Below are 20,382 nucleotides of genomic sequence, written 5' to 3'. Positions count from 1 at the left end.
CCCTCCTTTCTTTAGAAAGGAAATGACAATGAGAAAAAATAAAAAAAGATGGATTTTATTGCTGCTTTTAGTAGCCCTTTTGTTGACATTAGGAATGGGGGGGTTATTTGCTTATCAAGATCATCAGCACGCGAAGGATAAAGAAACCTATCAAAAGGTAATGAAACAAGCTGCGCAGAAGCAATCTTCCATATCAGACAAACCAGCAAAACGTCCTGATCCTTCTAAAACAGTGAAGGTCGAACGTCCAACGATGAAAGATTTACAGGCTTTTAGTCAAACAAAAGCCTACCAACAAGCGATTATTAATAAAATTGGTTCCATTAGTATTCCAGATTTTGAGTTAGTATTGCCGATTATTCAAGAAACGACGAATGCGCATTTAAAAGCTGGCGTAACGACATATAATGACACAAAACTAGGAAAGGGAAACTTTGTTTTACTCGGTCATAATATGGGAGAGCAAGGAATTCTATTCTCTGATGTACCAACACTGAAAAAAGGGGATGCGTTGAATGTAACAGTAGGCACGGAAACGAAACGTTATCAAGTCTCAAAAAAGAAGGTTGTTAAATACACCGACGGAACAGCGCTATTACCAACAAAAAACGAACAGTTGACATTGATTACCTGTGATAAAGGAACAGCTACCGATTACCGGGTTGTGATTACAGCCTTACCAATGGACTAAGAAAGGAGGAAACTATGTGAGTGAAGAAGGCAAAGAAGCCCAAAAAAGTTTTTGGGGGGCGTCCAAACAAAAAATAAAAAACATTGAACGCTCCGAAAAAAGACGAAATAAATTACAAAAAGATACCTCGAGGCGCGTTGCCGTTTTTGTCTGGTCGTTACTTCTTTTTACTGCGCTTTTTACGACACTGGGTATTTTCTTGTCACTTAACACGCGTTCTGCCTTTAATGATCTATCGCGTGCAGTTCAACAGCCGGAAAAGGAAATGGCGCTACGATCGGTTAATACGATTGCCGGACAGAACTTTTTAAAAGATTTTATTCCGGCTTATATTAATGTAAGCAATAACGCAGATGCCTTAAAAAAACGGCAAGAAACCTTACAGACCTATCTAGCGAAAAAGGACAATTCTGATATGGAGGAATCTCCTTTTGATGTTACTGGAATTAAGGGCAATCGTATTTTTAAAAATTGCTCTTTGTATAATACCGTTGAACAAGATAAAACCACGATCTTTCAGTACCGTGTCACGTTTGTCAATCAAACCGTCACCGAACGAACGGTGGAAAAAAAGGTCAAAAAAGGAAAAGGTAAAAAGAAGAAGACGGTTATTAAAAAACATAACGTGCAGGATAAAAAAGAAAAAGAGCAGACGGGGCTTTTAAACATTCCGGTCATTGCGAATGGCACCGGTTATGCCGTGAAGGGAACGCCTTACTTTTCGGCTAATTATGGCTTGAAAGGAACGATCAAAGTCAAAGCCGAAGAACTACCGGAATATTCCGGAACGCAAAGCAAAGCCATCGAAGCCTTTTTGCAGGACTTCTTTACGAAATATACGACAACCAAAAAAGAAGATATGGCGTATATGATGAAAACCCCCGAAACCATACAAGGTTTCTTTTCTTTTGCGAAAATCAACAACTTGACGCTTTATCAAGGCAAAGAGGGCGTGATTGCGAAAGGCGTTGCGGTATTTGAAGAGAAAGAAACAAAAATTCCGACTGACGAGTCGTTTACCATACATTTACAGAAAAAAGGCGGACAGTATTTTGTGTCTGACTTCAAACACGAATAGGAGGAAATAAAATGGAATTATGGAATCAAATGATGGCGCTTGGTGCATTGCCCACGCTGAATGGTGTGACTTCATGGGTGATTAAAATTGTCGTCCAGCTCTTAATGATCGTGGTATTCTTCTTGATTGCGAAGCATGCCGTAAAAATGAAAATTGGTGGTGTCATTGGCGCTGTGATCTTAGGATCAGCAGGCGTTTTTATGGTACAAAACTTTACAATGGTGCAAGGTTGGGTTGCCGCCTTGCTGAAATTACTGTGAGGGTATGCGTGTATGAAACAGGTTTTTAATTATCGCAAGGCCTTTCGAGAGCCAAAGCGTTTTCAACAAGTCACAAAGAACTTTACGTTGCCGATCGCTTTTGAGTTAATACCAGTATTAAATTTTATCTTATTTATTGTTCTTTTCTTTGGAATAGGAGCAGGCATTCGGAAAATCTTTCCGAGTGCTTTCTCTAGTTCTTGGGTATTTTGGCTTGTTGCCCCGTCCTTACTTTGCACAATTTTCGTTGCAAAAGCAAAGCCAGATGGCAAAAATATTTATTTGTATCTATGGGATTTAGCCAAATACCTTGTTCGGGAAAAATGGGCAAATAAAGTATACTGCGGCGATGAAGCCGTGTTATATCATCATATGAAAATTACTTTTCGAGGCATAAAAGCAACTCGAAAAAGAAGGAAGGAGCGAAGCAAACGTGCAGTTAAAAACACCAATGAAAGCCCTACACAAGAATCTACTATTGACCCGAACGGGTGATGTGTGGGCGTATTACCGGGTGCAGGGACAGTCGATCGCCACACAAAATAAAAAAGTATTGGCTCGTTTTAAAAGGCAATGGGAAACTTTCTATGAAGAGATCGCCAGTTATACCGATTTTGAACTGCGGATGTACCCGAAAGATTATCAGTTAGAAGAACGTTTTCAAGCGTTAGAGAAAGATATTTCCAAAGAAAGTAAGGCGGTTGCGTCTTACTACAATAAAGAAGCGGTCAACATTTTAAAATATCGCTTGGGACGCTTAACGAAGTATGACTTCGTGATCGGAATTAAACTAAAAGCAGATATGTCGGCGCTTGATGTTCAACTAAAAGAGAATGTCATGCGTTTATTCTCTACCATGACAAATACGGTCGTGAATCTATTTGGCTGGGAACAAAATGTGACGGAAGACTTTTTTAAACAATACAAAGAAATTGAAGAAACTACCGCAAACTTAGTGGCTTCGGTGCAAGGATCACGGATGACAGAAGACGACTTGATTTATTTAAATCGGTATAACTTCATTCGTGGACTAGAACATGATGCGCAGGAAGCCTCTAGCAATAAAAAAGTATCGGCAATCACAGATAGTCTAATTGATCCACGTCATGGCGCAAGTCTTGGTTTAGAAAGTGACGAGGAAAAAGGCGTCACAAGTTTTGTTGTGGTGGACGAATTTCCGGAAAACATGGCAAACAGTGATCTTTTCTTTGAAGCGCAAGCCATGCCTTTTCCGGTTGAGGTTACCGTCAAAGCGCAAGTGGAAGGCAAAGCTAAAACAAAGACAGGGCTAAGTTTAAAGAAACAACAGCTCAAAGAAACGGCGAAAGAACAGAACCAGTCCGGCGATCAAACCGATAGAAGTATATCAACAAGTAGCTATATGCTTCGGCACCTGCAAGATGAAATTAAGCGTGAAGCTACCCACTTAGTGAACTGGTTAGCTGTCTTGACCGTCACTGGAAAAGACAAGAAAGAATGCCGGGAAAAAGCAAGCATACTCAAGCGATATATGCGTAGTTTAGGCGTGATTTGCCGGGTTCCGGTTGCCGATCAGTTGTATCTTTTTTATAAAGTATTGCCGGGAGAAAAACTGGAAGTCACAGACAAGAACTGGCTTCAAAAGACATTATATGATGGCTTAGCAGAATGTGCTTTCGGGATCAATTCCGAAGCAGGCTCACGGATCGGTTTTCCGATTGGGTGGGTCGATCGCTTTAATGAGCATACGGACTTAGAGAGTGCGATCGCGTCGAGCCGGGATTTTATTTTATATCACCCGTTTATGGCGAACCAACAAATACGGGGTTCCAAAACGCGAAGTCCACATGTGTTGATTACAGGTGACACCGGGAATGGGAAATCCTTCTTAGCGAAACTACTTTTTACCTACGTGACGTTCCTTGATATCCGTGGACTGTATATTGATCCGAAAAAAGAACTACGCAAATGGATCAACAAAGTGATTCGCGATGAAGCGATCCGAAAGAAATATCCGCTTTACGTAGAACACTTAGAGAAATTTCATTTTATTACCCTTGACGCTCGGAACGAGGAAAACTGGGGAGCGCTTGATCCGATTTGTTTGCTTCCTAGTATGGACGCAAAAGAACTGGTACAAGTAATTTTCCAACAAGTATATGACTTTAAAGGAAAAGATATTGTGCGAACGGCGTTCTTAAAAGCCATTACCTCTGTCATCGAACGAAAACAGCAAGGCGAGATAGTAGGAAGTATGCACATTATTGAAACCATGGCAATGTCGGAAACAAAAGAAGTCAGGGAAGCAGCCGATTTACTTCGAGAACTAGTCGCGGACAGTGTCCTAAAATTAGTGATTCATGATGGAACAAACCCAACGTTATCTCTTACGGAACGTATTTCGATTATTGAAATTGAAAACTTAGACTTACCGGAAGCGACCGATGAATTTATCAGCTACACCGACGCACAATTGAAATCCAGTGCGGTCATGTTTGCGCTTGGGAAGTTTTGCGAGTTATTCGGACAAAATAAAGAAGAAAAGACGGTCGAATTTATTGACGAAGCGTGGATCATTATTAATAGCCCACAAGGAAAAAAAGTCGCTAAAAGCATGCGACGTGTGGGTCGATCCTATGAAAATGCGTTGTTCTTTATTTCCCAAAGCACAAAAGATGCTTTAACGGAGGAAGATTCGGGAAACTTTGGCGTTGCCTTTGCGTTTGATGAACCGAATGAGCGAAAAGAAATTTTGAAATGGATGGGGATGGAACAAACGGAAGAAAACGAAGAAATGCTCGATTCGATGTTTCAAGGACAATGCTTGTTTAAAGATATTTACGGTCGAACGAATAAAATCTCAATCGAATGTTTGTTTGATGAATGGCTTGGAAGTTTAGAAACGATTCAAAAAACCGAAGCAGCCTATGCAGAAGAAGCCTTCTTATAGGCTAGAGAGGAGAAAAGATGGAACTTGCTTTATTAAGTAGTACGATCATTACGTCAACCGGGATGTATAAAGTCGAAGATATTTCTGAAAAGGAAGCTCGGGAGCTGTTTTGGTTATACCAATCTAGCTATCAAAGCTATATCGGTCACGAGGCAACCGCACATTTACTTTCGGAGATTTTAAACTATCCGATCACGATTAACCGAAAACGATTTTACCACAATAAATACCAAAAGGCGCTTTGTTTTCGATTACACCAACGTTTGCAGGAACAAGATGTGGTTGATTATGCAAGACTACGACAGATGAACTACAGTTTTTATTTAATGACAAAAATCGATTAGGAAGGAGTAGGGACATGAAAAAATGGCAGTGGGTACTTGTGATACTTTGTTGTATCACTTTTTTTATGCAGGGAATGACGGTGCAGGCAAAAGAAAAAGAAGCGCTATCTGAAAATCAAACGAAGCCAAAGGTGGTGAAGGAAGGGGGCGTGGAACTTCACATTAAGCGATTTCCCCTTTCTAGGTATCAAGTAAATAATGAAGCAGCCGATACCAAATTTAAAGGAACGTTTGTTAGCCTTGCGAATGCAGGTTCAACAGTGACACAAATGACAGCAGTGGTCGTTGATACCGCCATGGATGAACTGTTTAATTTAAAAGTGATCGATAAGTTCGCAGGGAACATTACTTCGATTAGTACGAGTTTGTATCACGTTTTGCTAGCAAACTTTGGTAAAATTTTATTTGTGTATGCGATTGGCTATATTTTCTACTTGGCATTAGTTAGACAACGTGCAGCGGAAGCGATGAAAAAAGGGCTTTTATTTCTTGTCGTTATGGTGCTGGGTGGTTGGTATATGGCACATAGCGGTTATGTGATCAAAGGACTAAATGCTTTGTCGACGGAAACGCAAGGGAAACTGATGGTCGTAGGAAATAAAATTGTTGACGTTGCGAATGGGCAAGGAAACTACGGAGATTCCAATAAAGTACAGAAGGGCAAGGAACAGCTTGGTACAGTATCGATTTTACGTAATGTGTATTTTGATATGGCTGTAGAAAAGCCATTTTTATTAACTAATTTTGGCGAAACTAGTAAAGAAAAGATCAATAAACAAAAAACAGATAGTGGTCTTTCACGCACAGATACTTTGTTATCATATAAATTAAGTGAAGACGGTGAAAAAGAAAAAAGTGATTTCGTGGAGAAAGAAATTGATAAGCACAATAATGAAAATTTAGAGTCTGGAAATGTATTTACTCAATGGGGACAGGCGAGCTTTGGGGCTATTGTGTCCATCGCTTTTGGAATCCCTTTTTTAGGATTAGCGTTAGTTAGCTTTTTACTACAATATATCGCAATCTTAATTGCCCTTGTGTTGCCGGTCATGTTGTTACTTTCCTTTATTCCTCAGTTCGCAAATTCCTTTTTTGTGGGTTTTAAAAGTTTAGTAGTGGTTTTCCTAACAAAAGCAGCACTAGCGGTTATGATCTTGGTCATTTATCTCATTAGCGCGATGACCGATTCATTGATACCGCCTACTTCCTTTGGCATGTATGTATTAAATATGGTGGTAGTTGCGGTAATCTTTATCGTGATGATTTTAAAACGCGATAAGTTAGTGAAATTTATTACTGCCGGGAAAGTCCAACAAGTGGATGGCAATTTATTAAAAAATGTGAAAAAAGATATGGTAGAGCCAGCATTTAGTGTTTCGAAAAATGCGGCAAAAGGAGGCGTGGCACTTGCAACTACACCAGTAAAAGCTGGAGCGGCGGTCATTAATAAGGGACGCGATATGTGGAATAAGTATAAAGGAGAGGGGACATCACTAGAAGGATCAGAAGACAAAACACCTTCTAATGAACGAACGAAGCAAAAAAAAGAGGAAGGAAAACAAAGCTTGCGTCCCGAAGGTAAAGCGCTAACACCGAGAGAAAATCAAACTAATCAACCGAATTCTTCTAATAATATTTCACCAGATACAAAAAATGTGGGCGAACAAAGCAACAAAACGTCTACTGGCACACCTGTTTCGATACAAGATAATGAGAAATACCCGGAAGAAGCACGCACCGAACAAACGATCACAACGTCAAAAGGGAAAAAGGTAGCCTTACATGTCCACTCTGATTCTCAAGAAGACATAGAGCGTAGTGAACAACAACCACCACCACTCAAAGAACCGAAAGTATCTAAGGAGAAGGTTGTGCCACCTCGGACTTCTGCGCAACAACAAATAGAAAGAAAGCTCTCTTCACATCCCGAAGCATTCGAGCCGGATTTATCGGAAGAAGAGAGCGCTCAATCGAAGTCCACCATCCTTCAAAATTATGCGAAGCAAAAGAGAGATAAGCAATGAAAAAGTGGCTAGTCTTGGGGGCTATACCCCTACTTGTTATCGGAATGATGGTGGCGCTTTTTATGTTTCTTCTCTTTGAAGATAATAGTTTTGAAGAAGATAGTGGTGGTGGCGACATGACGGGGTGTTCCATTGACGGTTTAAATCATCAAAAATGGGATACTACGTTTAAAAAGGCGGGTGTACTGAAAGATAAAGGCGACAAAATTATAGAAGTTGCAGAGAAGCAGGGCATCGACCCGGTTTTGTTTGCGGCAATCACCTTTAGTGAAACAGGATGGGGAACTAGTAACGCGGTTGTGAATTACCACAATCCGGGAGGGATTATGGATACGGCGACAGGAATGGCGACCGTCAAGCATTTCAAGTCGTTGGATGAAGGCTTAGAAGTAATGGGGGTCACGCTCCATAATCGGATTGTTAAAGATAAGCTAGATACTGTAGAAAAGTTAGGCAATGTCTATGCGCCGATTGGTGTATCGAATGATCCTACCAACTTAAATGCGAATTGGATACCCACTGTGAAAGGAATGGTGACGCAGTTAGGCGGATTGACGAAAAATTGTGCGAATGATGGAAGTGGTGGTACTGGAAAATATATTGTTCCGGTCAATAATCCGATTGTTTCCAGTGGTTTTATAAATCGGGTTAACCCTGTGACAGGTGTAGCAGAACATCATAAAGGATTAGATTTCGCTAATCCGATTGGCAGTCCAATTAAAGCAGCAGATGATGGGAAAGTCGTTGTTGCCAAACATAATGCGGCATACGGAAGTGGATATGGTGGGTATGGGAACGTAACGGTGATTGAACACAAGAAAAATAAAGAGTGGACACTTTACGCGCATCAATCGGAAATTGATGTGAAAGAAGGGCAGCAGGTCAAACAAGGCGATGTCATCGGGAAAATTGGATCTACCGGGCAATCGACCGGACCGCATCTTCATTTTGAGATTCGTAAACAACTAATGGGAGGGCAAATCGATCCAGCACCAGTTCTTGGCATTGTATCAAAAGAATAAGAAAGGAAGCGAAGGAATGAAACGAATGATCACAGGTTTTATAGTTATAGTGATTTTATGTGTTGGAGTTAGTGGCTATTATCTTGTACAAGATAGTCAGATCAAACAGGATAAAGAGAAGTTAGAGCAGCAATTAAAGCATAGTCAAAAGAAGGAAAAAGAATTGACTCGAAAAAATAAACGATTGAAGCTAGAAACTTCGGGAAAACAGGCAGATCAACAAAAAGGGAAAGCGGCACTCAAAACAATCCATCAGCAACATGAAATATTAGAATTCAATCAAAAGATGCTTCAGGTGCTTTACACGTATGCAGATATTTCAGCAAGAGAAAAAGCGCTTCAATCTCTCTCTTCTAAAACGCTACAAGAAAAGCTAGCGAAGGCAAAAAGTGATACGCCGAATAAAGCAAATGAAGTAAAGTCAAAGTTACAAGACTATCAGTCCTATCTATATCAACAAGACTCTACACATTTTGTGGTTTATAATGAAGTGAATAGTGAACTAGAAACTGCCGGAAGACAACAGGCGATGAAGGGATACGTGAAAGTATCTATTACGATAAATGGCAGAACCAAACGTATAGATAATCTTGAATTTGTGGATCAATGAGCTTATAATTCAATAAGGAGGTACTAGCCTCCTTTACATATAATTGATAACAGAATGAGGGATGAAAAAAATGAAAAAAAGATGGATGTTTGTGATTATTAGCGTTTTAAGTATTTTTGTTTTGGCTAGTTGTGGAAGTGGTAAATACGATAAATCCATTGACTCGGTATTTAGTTTAGAGAAAGATAAGAATGTTTGGAATAATGAAGAGAAAGGGCAAATTAATCGTAGTAAATCTGAAGTATGGGTTTTTAATGATGGGAAATATATTGAAATAGACTTTCCAGGGAAAGACTACAAGAACAAACCAATTACTTATAAGAGATATTTTAAATTAAATTCAAAAGATGAATATGAAACAGCTGATTTTGACACTAAAACTTATATAAAAGAGGACGCAAAACTTGTTTACCATGAGAAAAATGGTGAGCAGGTCAAAGAGTGACTATTTGTAGTTGAAATCTCATATTTTTTTTGTGGAATAAGTAAAAATCGTAAGGAGCGATCATGATTAAATTACATCATATATTTTTAGTTGTGGGAGTATTACTGATAGCATTTTGTTATAACCTTTTTAAGAAGCTATTTCAAGCAGACTGTCCAACCTGTATAGGAATGTTTAGTCCGTTTATTCTTCTAATTGGCGTAGCTGGAAGCGTCCTTTTTACTATAGGTCTAATAAAGTGGATAAAGAATCTACGACGGTAAAAAGTAAAGGAAGAATAGTTATATCCGAGTTTTCAAAGATAGTTATTTAAATTGGTAGATTTTATAATATAGTGTAACTATGTTAGCATAGCAAGTGGAAAGTATTGCTTTGCACCAAAAAGCCTCCTAACTCGGGCGTGAGTAATAGGAGGTTTTTTTGTCGTGTATTTGTGTCGATTGTTTAATCAATGGTTGTAGGTTACTAGAATGCAATCGACATCGTACAGCATAGTCATCGTTTTATTAGCTGTTTCTTCTATTATATAAATACTCGCCTATCTTTTATAAAATTTGTTATACTAGTAACAGACATAGACAACAAGGAGATGAAGGCATGTGAGTTACAAAACACAAATAAAAAGTACGATAAACGCAAGAAGAGCAGTACTCGAAGAAGCAAAATCTTCTGCGGCTCGAAGGCGCAGGCAATTAGCAGATGAAAATCACAAAGAAATCGAAACGTTAGAAAATACGCTAATGAATATCGAAAGTCTATTAGGAAGTATGATCTCCCTTTGTAACGAAAAAGCAGCGCAATTAAGGGAGGACTTCTAACAATGACGCAAGAGATAAAATGGACAGCAGGAGAAGTTTTACAAGAATTGCAACGTGCCGAACACGCACTAGAAAAATTTTTAACCGAAATGAAGCACTTAGAGAGAAAATTAACTAAAGTCGAACAGATGAAATCCCCTAATTTTATCACGAGGTATACCGAAGTTCAGCGTGCGATGGAGAAGACAATCCATTCGTGGAGCTTGAATAGTTTACAAAAAGATATCCAAACAAGTAAGAAAGCCGTGCAGAGCGTGATCCAACAAGACAAACAACTAGGCGGTGGGAAATAGTGGAATTTAAACTCACCATGGGAGAAATGGAAGAAGCGGTTCGAGCGCTTTATAAAATGAAACACTCCCTCAAAACATTAGATAGTTCACTTGGTAGATTACAACGTGACATCCAAAAACAAGATGGAAAGCTAGCCAAAGCTATGAATATCGCGTATGGCGGACATCGTGACACGATAGACCGGGAAACGGTTGCGGTGGAGAAACTTTTCAAATACTTATCCAGTTACATGGAAGATTTCCGGAGTATTGATGGCGAGATTTACCCAAATCGACCCAGTATTGTGAATCCCACGATCTTGCGGACGATAACAAAAACACAGGAACAGGAATTGCACGATTTAAATTATAGCGTCTTCGCTTCCCATGCGCCACCTAGAAGTATGTTTCCAGTTCTCGATGATAAGCCTGATATGAAAGCGAATCAGACGCATAATAAACAAGTGCTAGAAGAGTTAGACCGGGAACTTAAACAAAAAATACGGCAATTGCAGGATTCAGAAGGACATGAATTGGCAAAAACAGCGAAGAAAATGGAACAATTGTTACAGATGGAAAATAGTCATGCTTCCCGTATCGAAAAAGATTATCGGAACTATGATCGAAATAAAACAAGACAAATTGGGGCAAGCTTTCGAGATTTTGGAAGAGATAATTTGAAAGGTATTCTATCAATCTTTTTCCATCCAGTACAAACAGCCGAAAATATGAAAAATTTGGCTACAATGTTCTTCAACAGTCCTTTTGATACATTTAAATTAATTGCTTATCAAGGTGTAGTAAAACCATATAGTAATGGCGACGTTCATGGATTCACACGTTCTTTTTTAAATATTGTTGGTTTTGTGGGAGTTATTGGAGGGGTTAGTAAACTTGCCATACTTAAAAAGGCTAGGACGCTAAAGCCATCTAAAGATTTTATTGGAAAATATAAAGGTAAGAAAGTTTCTTTAAATAAAACAAATAGTAACATCAAGTTTTATAAGCGAAGTAACAAAAAGGTAAAGGAGAAAATTAATTCTGATAAATATCCAAATTTGGTTAACTATGGAGAGCATTACCGAAAAGGAAAAAATGGACGCAAAGAATTACTTCCTAACATTACTTATATTACCGAGGATGGTTATATTTATAAGACAGATCAATTTGGAAGGATTATTTCAGCTAAAACCGATAATCTGATTCTAGGTAATGGTAAGCGAAATACACATAGCCAAAAAGTTGTAGGAAGAGAAGACCGATTAGCAACAGATGATGGTGGACACTTGTTTGCTAACCAATTTAAGGGTTCTGGAGATATTGATAATCTGGTTGCCATGCATAAAGGAATTAATCGATCAGGTGGCAAATGGTATAATATAGAGAAAGCATGGAAAAAGGCACTAAGCTCCGATCCTCCTAAAAAGGTTGAAGTGAATATAAATCCAATATATAAGGGTAGTTCTCAAAGACCGGATAGTTTTGTAATTAAAACTAAAATTGATGGGATAGTTACGAAAGATTTTATATTAAATAAATAGGAGGAATAATATATGTTTGAAGAGAAATTAAAAGAAAAATATAGTGAAATTGCAGAACAAGTTAATTCTATGATTCCAATTAAGTGGGAAGAGTTTTTCTTGCATGGAGAGGCAGGAGAAGACGGAGGAGCAGTTTACTTTTTCTTTAAAGAAGTAGGAAAAGATGATTATATCTATTCCGAAGAAATACATGAAATTTTTAACATAGACGAATCTAGTTTAGATATAGAAACATATAAATTATATCAACTAGTATCTGAATTAAAGTTCTTATTTATTGAAGACGAACAGGAACCATGGTTTTCTGTTATGATCCATTTAACAGTAAAAGGAGAATTGAATGTTGAATTTGATTATATGAACTGGCTTGAAACTCCTTTTGGATCGGGAGCACGTAGAGTTTATTTTGAAAAGAAATATTTAGGAAAAGAACCCGATGCTGAATATTGGGCTAATGAAATACGAGAGATTGAGGAATGGATCAGAGTCAATAGTTGAATTTACAAGCGCTTCGATCTATCTAGTGAAAATTAATTTAATTTGAAGAGATATTTGAACTTAGAAGAGCTACTGAATTTAAGTAGTATTTAAATCTGAGGAAACAGTACGCAAAAAAGGGGGAGGATAATTTTATGAAGAATAAAGAAACTTTGAGTTTTGGTAAAATTGTATATTTAGATGAGCAAGCAGTAGTAGATTTTTTACAACTAAGTAATAATGGCGAGGTGTTTGAAGTAATAAAAAAAGTTTCTGAAGCTGTAGCAGGAATAGAGACAGAAGCAAAAATCGAAAAGAGCCTTTTTAATATTGCTAAATTCAAATTATCAGGTAATGCTTCCTATCAAAAGAATAATATTGTTGAAACACAGATTACTAATACTTTGATAAGTAGTTTTAAGAGTGCGATTACTAACAATGAAGGAATAATAATACCATTATCTAATTTGAAATTATTTATGTATAAAGATTCAGCTGCATATTTTAGGTCGTTAGTTCCTGTTTTAAATATGATTAAAGATATAGATAAAGTTGCAACGATGAGCGAGGAAGATAGAGAGAATTTTGCGGGATTTAAAATCCATGAAATGGGTGCTACTCTAGACTCGTTGTCTGGGTATTATGAATTTATTTGTGAAACTGAAGATAATAGCAAAAAGATTGTAAGATTTAATATTTCTGGGTTAAGAAATAATTATACGCTGAATGATTTAACTAAAATGAATTTAAAGTTATATGGAATAGAAGTTGGTAAATCGAAAGATGCGAATCTAGCATTTGAACATATGATGGATACTATGTTACAAGAAAATGTTAATTCACTTGAATCTGAAGATTATGATCAAATTAAAGAAAAAAATAAGACTGAGAGTTTAGAACTTCCTATAATTGATATTTTGATGGCAGGTGTATGACAATGGGTTTGGAAATAAAGGTTTACATCGAACCTAGAGATATTTTTAATAGTCGTATCGAACATTTTGAAAAAAAAGTTTCATTTAGTGAGGTAACTAAAACGTGGGATAGTAACGATTCATCTATAGATAAATTAGCACTCTTGAAGGCTAATCAGATTTGCATTATTTCAACTGAGGATTGTTCAGGATTAAATTCTCATGTGCTAGAAAATTTCGATTCATTAGTTAGAATACTTGAAGAATCACAGATTGAAAAAGTTTTGATTAATAATCCGCCATTGTTTTTGTTGAATAAGATTAAGCTCTTTTCAGAGAAAATTCCTATAGAAAAGCACCAATATAAAAAAGTTACAGAAAATAAAATTAAACAAATAAATAAACATTTCGATGAGAAAATAATAGGACAGAAAAAAGCTAAAAAGATAATTTGCCGAAAACTTTTGGCGCAGCTAATACGTCCTTCGAAAAAGCCGTTAGTTTTAATGTTTTATGGTAACCCTGGTATCGGTAAAACTGAAACTGCAAAATATATTTCAAAAATGTTATATGGGAATGATAATATAGTTCGAGAGCAAATGACAATGGTAGGTGGCGAAGCTAGTGTGAAATATTATAAAGCAACTACGCATAATGAAGATTCTTTTTCAAAGAAATTATTGAATCGTTTTTCAAATGTCATATTACTGGATGAGTTTGCACTAGCGCCAGAATTTTTCCATACTACTTTTTTTCAAATGTTTGATGAAGGGGAATATGTAGATCAGAACTTTAATGTGGATGTTAGTAACTCAATAATTATTTGCACTTCAAATTTATTATCAATACGGGATATGGAAAGCAGTATTAATCCAGCGTTACTTAGTCGATTCGATGGATTCATTGAATTTGGAGACTTTACTATAGAAGAGAAAAAAATAATTGCAAATAAAGTATATTTGGAAATTACAGCTTCAAAAAACATGAGGAAAAAATATAGAGATAGAATAGATAGAACTAAAATTCTTGCTGATTTTAGTAAAGAAATACATTCATTTTCTAATATGAGAACTATAAGAAGATTTATTGAAGATAGTATCTCTAATCATTTATTGGAAGACATCATAGAAAAATAATTAATTAAGCTGGTTTAATTATATTTGGGAGTTGCCGTAATGGAAATTAAATATGTATCCTCAGTTGATGGTTATACATCTTTAGAAAGTCAATTGGAAAACGTTAAAGTTGTTTTAGACTCCAATTTATGTATTTATTTAGAAAATTATTTTGACAATCCAAGACAGACCATGAACAAGTGGTTAAGTTCTTCCAGTGTATTGCAGATTGAACTCGCACATTCGTTTCAAAGATTTTTAGAATGTATTAATAATAATAAATATTTAATGTTTGATTGTAGTTTAGCAGTATATGAAACGTGTACAGATATATTAACTGGAGAGTCGAATTCAGCAAAAATATTTAAACGGATTGATAAAATGTTAATTTTGTTAGAGGTAGTTAAAGGAGCTGAACTACTAAAACCGCAGCAATCTTTCGCTAGATATTTGCTGCCATCTGTAAAATTGAGCTCACTTGAAAAACTAGTATCTAAAGAAAGAGAAAGTAAAACAGTCGAGAAGGATTGGAGTTTGTTGTTATCATATTTATATTGCTTAAAAATTTTCCATCTTTATAAATCTGATTTGACGAATGCTGAGAGATTAATTGCATTTTATGATTATATGAATTTTCAAATAAAAATTATTTCGGTTGCCCATTTAAATTATGCTATTCTTTTATTCGGAGGAATTAAAACATTGAATGGAAAATCATACATTAATTTATTTCATAATGTAAAGAAGAAAGGAAAGAAAGGATTTTATAATGCAGCTATCGATTTGAATTTAGTTATAAAATTCCAAAAAAAATTTATACAAACAGGAAATAAAGTTATATTTGCAACAGCTGATATAATTTTAGCAGAATTAATAAATCGTTATAGAATTAATGCAGTTATAAAGGGGCGTAAAACAGAAACTCTATTTTCTTCTTTTTTAATTAAAGAGAGTGATTGTTTTTCGCGAGAAATTTATAAAGCTATTAATTATATTGAAAAAAAAGCACAGGAGGGTCATCAAGAATTTTTTAATAGGCAATTAAGATTCCATTCAGGTGAGTTTAATCAAGAAATATTGGATAGAATTTACTTTGATGTCACACAACTTGAGAAAAAGTTGAATCTTTTGTGAATTAAATTGGTATAGAAATATGAAGGTTTCCAAAAAGTATCCATTTTTCTTTACTTTTGATAATTTTAAATACCATTATACGGTTTTTCTACACTTCAAACTATTAAAACAGCCCAAACAACCCTTATCCACACCCCTCAAAATCCAGTGCCCGTTAAGGGCGTGCCGGTTCGACCCCGGCCGCCGGTATCAAGTAGCCCCAATGCTTTTAGTAGCATTGGGGTTTTTATTTTTTACTGAAATTCAAATAAAAATTGACCAAAATTAACCACTTACTTTAAAATAGCGAGGCCAGTTTATCTGCAATAGAGCCTTACTTATTGAAAGAAATGACTATAGACATCAATAGTTGTCGTAATGCTTGAATGACCTAGTCTTTCCTTAATTAGGGGATAGTCTTTTTTCTCATATGAGCAGGTTAGATCATACTATTAAGTACTACCTAACAAAGATTGACCATAAGAATATTTGAAAAGAAATTATCCATGTGATAACATGTACAACATAAATAGACAACTATGAGGTGAACTTTTATGACAGAAGTGAAATCGAAATTTGAAAAAGCAGATACTTATGCGGGGAAATTAGAAAAAGGAGGTCGTTTAAAGTTTGCGATTAACGCAGATATCGATTATTCTAAAAGCCCTGCAACCAATGACTTGAAAAAAGTGCTTGCATTATCGGAAAGCACGGTCGCTTCCTTTGCTCAATTGGCGCAAAAAGATGCCAATAACATCCGCAAGACTGGTGAATCTTGGCAACAATTCGATCAGAATCTAAGTCAAGGATTTTCGAAGTAATGGAGGATACTTATATTGCCTTAAAGCAAGCGTACCGAATGAGGGAAGAAGAATTAAGCGATACCAAACGTGCGTCAAATAAACTGAAAAATTTCATTTCCGAATGGAACCAACTGGATCGAATGGAAAAAAGATTACTGGAAGAAGTGGCGTATTTTAGTCAAGGAACCGTCGCTCAGAGAAAGGCCATCCAAGAACTAGATCGTCACCTTGATGAAAGTCGATCCACGTATCAAGTATTCGAGCATTTAGAGGATACTTACCAGCAATCAGAAAAAAAATTACGCAAGAAAATGGAAAGCATCGAAGCAGAGATACACAACTTAAGAGAGGAAGAACAGCATGCCAAAGATTGACTACAATGAATTGAACGGAATCGCGCTTCTGCTTCAACAAGCGCGATTAGAGATTTTGTCTGATTGTGAGAGCTATGAGCAAAATTTGCATGAGTTCTCTTCTGATACGGGTTTATCTGGTAAAAGTTGGAGTAATGCCAAAAAGCACGCCGAAAATGTGGCGCCTGTGGTCAAAGCACTAGCGAACGCATTGTCGCAAACGGGGGAAGTATTTAGCAACTACTTATCCAGCTTTCAGAGCGAAGTTGGCTCCCCTAAAAACCGATTAGATACCGATAAATTACAGGAATTAAACGATCGTTTAAAACAGACTCGAGCTAGCAAAAAAGCTGTTTTACAACAGATCGAAAAACTGAAAAACTTCCCGTCCAACCAAATTATGGGAAATAGCGGCAGTAGTTATGCGAGCAGCGGGTTTGACAATGCGATCGGAACGATAAATAAAGATATTGAGATCCTAGAAAAATACCGCTCTTTTGAAGCAGCTCATGCCCGAGACTTTGCGGAGGTTTTGCAAGCCTTCGAAGCGATTCAATCTGGGCTTAAAGCCATTAGTTCTGGAGATACATTTAGTAGTGATTCGGGCTATCAAACGAAAAACATGCAAAAAGAAGCGTGGATGACAACCCTTGCAACTTATAATGAAAGACAGCCAAAAACACATACAGAATATGTGAAACGTTATCAGGTGGTAACGGATGAAAATGGTCTAACGAAAACATTTGTTGTGTATGAGGTTTATACAAACGGAGAATACGATTATTTAAAAAGCCAAAAAGTCGCTGAACTCATGCAAGAAGCACAGATGGAAAAAGGAAAAGAATTTTTGTTAGAGATAACCTCTGTAAACGACTTTATACGAACCTTTAAAGGCGTTGATCCGATTACGGGAGAAAAGCTTTCGAGTCAAGAGCGAGGGTTTGCAGCTTTAATGGCATTTATTACTGTAGTAAGCGCTGGTACTGCGGTTAAGATGTTGAAGAATGCAAGACGTGGTGCTACGTTGATGAAAGATGTTGATGTGGCGGGTGAAGTGAGTAGAATTGGTGATAAAAGTACAGCTAACATAATATCAAAATATGATGACTTTTATAAATATACTTTCAACGGCTACAATAATCCGGGGCCATTAGCAAAAATGTATGGGAAACCAATTAAAAATTTTTATGGCGGTAGGTATAACAAAAGGATATTAACTAAAGATACTTACTTGTATCGCGGCGGAGAAAAAGGCGGCCTTACAATTCCTGGGAGTGAAAGGAATGCCTTGGGGCAATGGTTTACATCTCAACCGCCTGAGTCTGTGATAAAGGTGCGTATTGATACAGCTGTTAAGCCCCAATGGATCAACCCCAAAACCGGAATTTACGAGGGAAAATCAATTGTGAATGCTGTATATAAAATTAAAATTCCGAAAGGTACGGTTATTTATGAAGGACCCGTTGGTTTGCAAGACGGTCTATATGCCGGAGGATTAGAACACACACAAATTTTTATTTCTGAACCGTGGAAAATTAGGGATATCGATGTTATTAGTGAATCAATTCTAAAATAAAAAACGAGGTGTAATAATGGATAAAATTATCATTTTGCAGGAACAGTACCAACTGCTCTTGAAATACTTAAATAAGTATGGCGACAGCTCTCTCAATCCACAAATTTCTAATATCAAATTAATTTTGGAAATATTAAATAAGGATAAAAATGGCACTAATTTAGATAACATAAGAGAAATTAATGATTCTTTATATCCTCCTAGGGGGGGGTTAAGTGAATTCTTTATTTGGGATAATGATTACGAAAAAAGGGTATTACTAAACGAACCAGTTGATAGAGCAAAAGAAATCACTTGGGATATTTTAAACAATGAAAATAGTTGAGTCCTAAAAAGGAATATAAAAGGTGGTAGATATGTTTATAGGATTAAAAAGCATCCACACTATGCAGATGATGCGTCTACCTATGCCTATAAATATATGTACAAAAAGATAATCCGTCATATAGCATCGTTGGAGGAATGAAGGATTTATATAAGAAAAGTCCTACATACTGTTCTAAGTATGTTTACCTAGCTTATTATAGAGGTGCAACTAAAAAATCGGTAAAGAAATTTAACAAACATCATTTAGTAACACCTCATGGTTTGCCGTTGGATTTTGCTGGGACTTTTAAACCGTCATTAATTCATGTCATTACAAAATATTAGGGAGAATACCTTATGCAATATATAAAATTAATAATCAAAATTATTTTGGCAGTAATATTGATAGCTTTTGGAATATTGGATTTTTTAAATGGAATATTTTCTGGTGGTGCTATGGTGATCGACATTTGGTGGAATATCATTCTCAATGATCTTATTGTTCAAGGGATTGCATATATTGCAATGGGAATATTATTCTTGGTAAATATAAGATGGCATAGAATAATTGCTTTAGTTGTTACCATCCTTTTCACTGTAAATGCGATTGTTATAAGTAGCTTTTTGAATGATAGTACAATTTACATTACTCAAGCGGTTTTGTTAATAAGCCTCTATTTATTAATGTTTATCTTTAGAAGAAAAGTATAATTAGTTGACGGAGTGTATGTTTTTGATGAAATTTACTGACCAAAAATAGACCAGTTTAAGCTATTTTAAATAAAGGAATCTAGTGTTTAGTAACATTTCTGATACTTTTATATATCGAAATAACTCCTGTTTTCGGTTTTTACACCCCTCAAAATCCAGTGCCCGTTAAGGGCGTGCCGGTTCGACCCCGGCCGCCCGTATCAAGTAGCCCCAATGCTTTTAGTAGCATTGGGGTTCTATTCTCCCCTCCCTATTACGAAATTTGCTATAATACATCACATATAAAAGAATATAAATCACGCCATATTACAAAACGAAGATCAGATCGCTACTCTCTTAGTCGCAACGAGAATGAAACGCGCATTGCAGCGAATAGGAACGACTCAAGATCCGGGGACTGATATAGGAACCCCGATAGAAATAAGTAAAAGTTTACATATTTATCAAAAAGGTTGGTTTTCCAAAAATAACTATTATAATTCCGTAAACTAAAAGATTTTGAAGGAGGATTGGGAAGATGAATACTAAAAAAACAAAGGATGATCTTGCCGTCTCGCTGACGGAAGGACGGTTGAATATTCGTGTTGCAGCAATAATTCGTCGGGGAGATGCGGTGCTTGTTTCCAAGTGGGGAGAAGATATTTCCTTGATTGGCGGGCGAGTCGTTTTTGGTGAGGATACAGAGGCGGCTGTGATCCGAGAGGTGTTTGAAGAAACTGGGCTACGGGCACATACAGCTCATTTTAGAGCAGTTGTTGAAAATTTTTATACCTATGAAGCTAAACGGTGTCATGAATATTTGTTTATATATGAAATGGCAGTAAATGATAATATCGAAAGTACGGCGATAGATTTTGACAAGCAAGAGTTGCTTTGGTTAGAGAAAGAAAAATGGGAGTTGCTCCAACCAAGTGTGATACGTGTAATTCTTCAAACGAAACACAAGGGGATCATGCATTTTATCAATTGAAAAAGGACCG

At 36.6% G+C, this 20,382-nt stretch carries 23 protein-coding genes; all 23 read left to right on the top strand.

Annotation, left to right across the window (positions count from 1 at the left end):
* The first annotated feature begins 28 nt into the window (after nt 1–28).
* The 23 genes from EL241_RS11145 (at nt 29) to EL241_RS11035 (ending at nt 20,372) form a co-directional block, all read left to right on the top strand.
* Nucleotides 29–691 carry a class A sortase gene (locus EL241_RS11145; protein WP_052009265.1) on the top strand — a complete coding sequence of 221 codons (663 nt, stop codon included), beginning with the start codon at nt 29–31 and terminating at the stop codon, nt 689–691.
* A gap of 16 nt (nt 692–707) precedes the next feature.
* Nucleotides 708–1,769 (top strand): conjugal transfer protein, encoded by a 1,062-nt coding sequence (locus EL241_RS11140; protein WP_126320596.1) that lies wholly within the window; start codon nt 708–710, stop codon nt 1,767–1,769.
* Nucleotides 1,770–1,780: 11 nt separating this feature from the next.
* Complete coding sequence (locus tag EL241_RS11135) at nt 1,781–2,029, top strand: hypothetical protein (protein WP_036107583.1); 249 nt, start codon at nt 1,781–1,783, stop codon at nt 2,027–2,029.
* A gap of 12 nt (nt 2,030–2,041) precedes the next feature.
* Nucleotides 2,042–2,524: a TcpE family conjugal transfer membrane protein gene (locus EL241_RS11130; RefSeq protein ID WP_036107632.1), complete on the top strand. Its 483-nt coding sequence runs from the start codon at nt 2,042–2,044 to the stop codon at nt 2,522–2,524.
* Entirely contained in the window at nt 2,463–4,958 is a 2,496-nt protein-coding gene (locus tag EL241_RS11125; protein WP_170166163.1) for an ATP-binding protein, read from the top strand. The genes EL241_RS11130 and EL241_RS11125 overlap by 62 nt, the downstream gene beginning before the upstream one ends.
* A gap of 17 nt (nt 4,959–4,975) precedes the next feature.
* On the top strand, nt 4,976–5,302 hold the full coding sequence (locus tag EL241_RS11120) for an STIV orfB116 family protein (RefSeq protein WP_036107581.1): 327 nt from the start codon (nt 4,976–4,978) through the stop codon (nt 5,300–5,302).
* Nucleotides 5,303–5,316: 14 nt separating this feature from the next.
* On the top strand, nt 5,317–7,326 hold the full coding sequence (locus EL241_RS11115) for a UbiA family prenyltransferase (RefSeq protein WP_126320595.1): 2,010 nt from the start codon (nt 5,317–5,319) through the stop codon (nt 7,324–7,326).
* A complete protein-coding gene (locus EL241_RS11110; RefSeq protein WP_036107579.1) occupies nt 7,323–8,348 on the top strand; it encodes a peptidoglycan DD-metalloendopeptidase family protein in 1,026 nt (341 codons plus the stop codon). Before EL241_RS11115 ends, EL241_RS11110 begins: the two co-directional genes overlap by 4 nt.
* A 16-nt stretch (nt 8,349–8,364) precedes the next feature.
* Nucleotides 8,365–8,958 carry a YddI family membrane protein gene (locus tag EL241_RS11105; RefSeq protein WP_126320594.1) on the top strand — a complete coding sequence of 198 codons (594 nt, stop codon included), beginning with the start codon at nt 8,365–8,367 and terminating at the stop codon, nt 8,956–8,958.
* 70 nt (nt 8,959–9,028) lie between these two features.
* Entirely contained in the window at nt 9,029–9,403 is a 375-nt protein-coding gene (locus tag EL241_RS11100; RefSeq protein ID WP_159099864.1) for a cystatin-like fold lipoprotein, read from the top strand.
* A 599-nt stretch (nt 9,404–10,002) separates the two neighbouring features.
* Nucleotides 10,003–10,221, top strand: a complete 219-nt coding sequence (locus EL241_RS11095) for a hypothetical protein (protein ID WP_126320593.1) — start codon at nt 10,003–10,005, stop codon at nt 10,219–10,221.
* Nucleotides 10,222–10,223: 2 nt separating this feature from the next.
* Nucleotides 10,224–10,514: a DUF5344 family protein gene (locus tag EL241_RS11090; RefSeq protein ID WP_036107573.1), complete on the top strand. Its 291-nt coding sequence runs from the start codon at nt 10,224–10,226 to the stop codon at nt 10,512–10,514.
* Entirely contained in the window at nt 10,514–12,034 is a 1,521-nt protein-coding gene (locus EL241_RS13860; RefSeq protein ID WP_232020829.1) for a DNA/RNA non-specific endonuclease, read from the top strand. Before EL241_RS11090 ends, EL241_RS13860 begins: the two co-directional genes overlap by 1 nt.
* A gap of 12 nt (nt 12,035–12,046) precedes the next feature.
* The gene (locus tag EL241_RS11080; protein ID WP_036107568.1) at nt 12,047–12,532 is read left to right on the top strand and encodes an immunity protein YezG family protein; all 486 of its coding nucleotides are present in this window, start codon (nt 12,047–12,049) and stop codon (nt 12,530–12,532) included.
* Between the two features lie 134 nt (nt 12,533–12,666).
* On the top strand, nt 12,667–13,446 hold the full coding sequence (locus EL241_RS11075) for a DUF6414 family protein (protein WP_126320592.1): 780 nt from the start codon (nt 12,667–12,669) through the stop codon (nt 13,444–13,446).
* On the top strand, nt 13,443–14,561 hold the full coding sequence (locus EL241_RS11070) for an AAA family ATPase (protein WP_232020828.1): 1,119 nt from the start codon (nt 13,443–13,445) through the stop codon (nt 14,559–14,561). Before EL241_RS11075 ends, EL241_RS11070 begins: the two co-directional genes overlap by 4 nt.
* Nucleotides 14,562–14,600: 39 nt before the next feature.
* The gene (locus EL241_RS11065) at nt 14,601–15,674 is read left to right on the top strand and encodes a hypothetical protein (protein WP_126320591.1); all 1,074 of its coding nucleotides are present in this window, start codon (nt 14,601–14,603) and stop codon (nt 15,672–15,674) included.
* A gap of 533 nt (nt 15,675–16,207) precedes the next feature.
* Nucleotides 16,208–16,474 carry a DUF3130 family protein gene (locus tag EL241_RS11060; RefSeq protein WP_036107564.1) on the top strand — a complete coding sequence of 89 codons (267 nt, stop codon included), beginning with the start codon at nt 16,208–16,210 and terminating at the stop codon, nt 16,472–16,474.
* A complete protein-coding gene (locus tag EL241_RS11055) occupies nt 16,474–16,830 on the top strand; it encodes a hypothetical protein (protein WP_036107560.1) in 357 nt (118 codons plus the stop codon). The genes EL241_RS11060 and EL241_RS11055 overlap by 1 nt, the downstream gene beginning before the upstream one ends.
* On the top strand, nt 16,817–18,385 hold the full coding sequence (locus tag EL241_RS11050; RefSeq protein ID WP_052009258.1) for a pre-toxin TG domain-containing protein: 1,569 nt from the start codon (nt 16,817–16,819) through the stop codon (nt 18,383–18,385). Before EL241_RS11055 ends, EL241_RS11050 begins: the two co-directional genes overlap by 14 nt.
* A 16-nt stretch (nt 18,386–18,401) precedes the next feature.
* Complete coding sequence (locus EL241_RS11045; protein WP_036107557.1) at nt 18,402–18,710, top strand: hypothetical protein; 309 nt, start codon at nt 18,402–18,404, stop codon at nt 18,708–18,710.
* Between the two features lie 338 nt (nt 18,711–19,048).
* Nucleotides 19,049–19,402 (top strand): hypothetical protein, encoded by a 354-nt coding sequence (locus tag EL241_RS11040; protein ID WP_036107554.1) that lies wholly within the window; start codon nt 19,049–19,051, stop codon nt 19,400–19,402.
* A 517-nt stretch (nt 19,403–19,919) separates the two neighbouring features.
* Nucleotides 19,920–20,372 (top strand): NUDIX hydrolase, encoded by a 453-nt coding sequence (locus tag EL241_RS11035; protein ID WP_052009257.1) that lies wholly within the window; start codon nt 19,920–19,922, stop codon nt 20,370–20,372.
* The last annotated feature ends 10 nt before the right edge of the window (nt 20,373–20,382 follow it).

Source organism: Listeria grayi, assembly GCF_900638015.1.
GTDB lineage: Bacteria > Bacillota > Bacilli > Lactobacillales > Listeriaceae > Listeria > Listeria grayi.
This window is presented reverse-complemented; position numbering and strand designations above follow the sequence as displayed.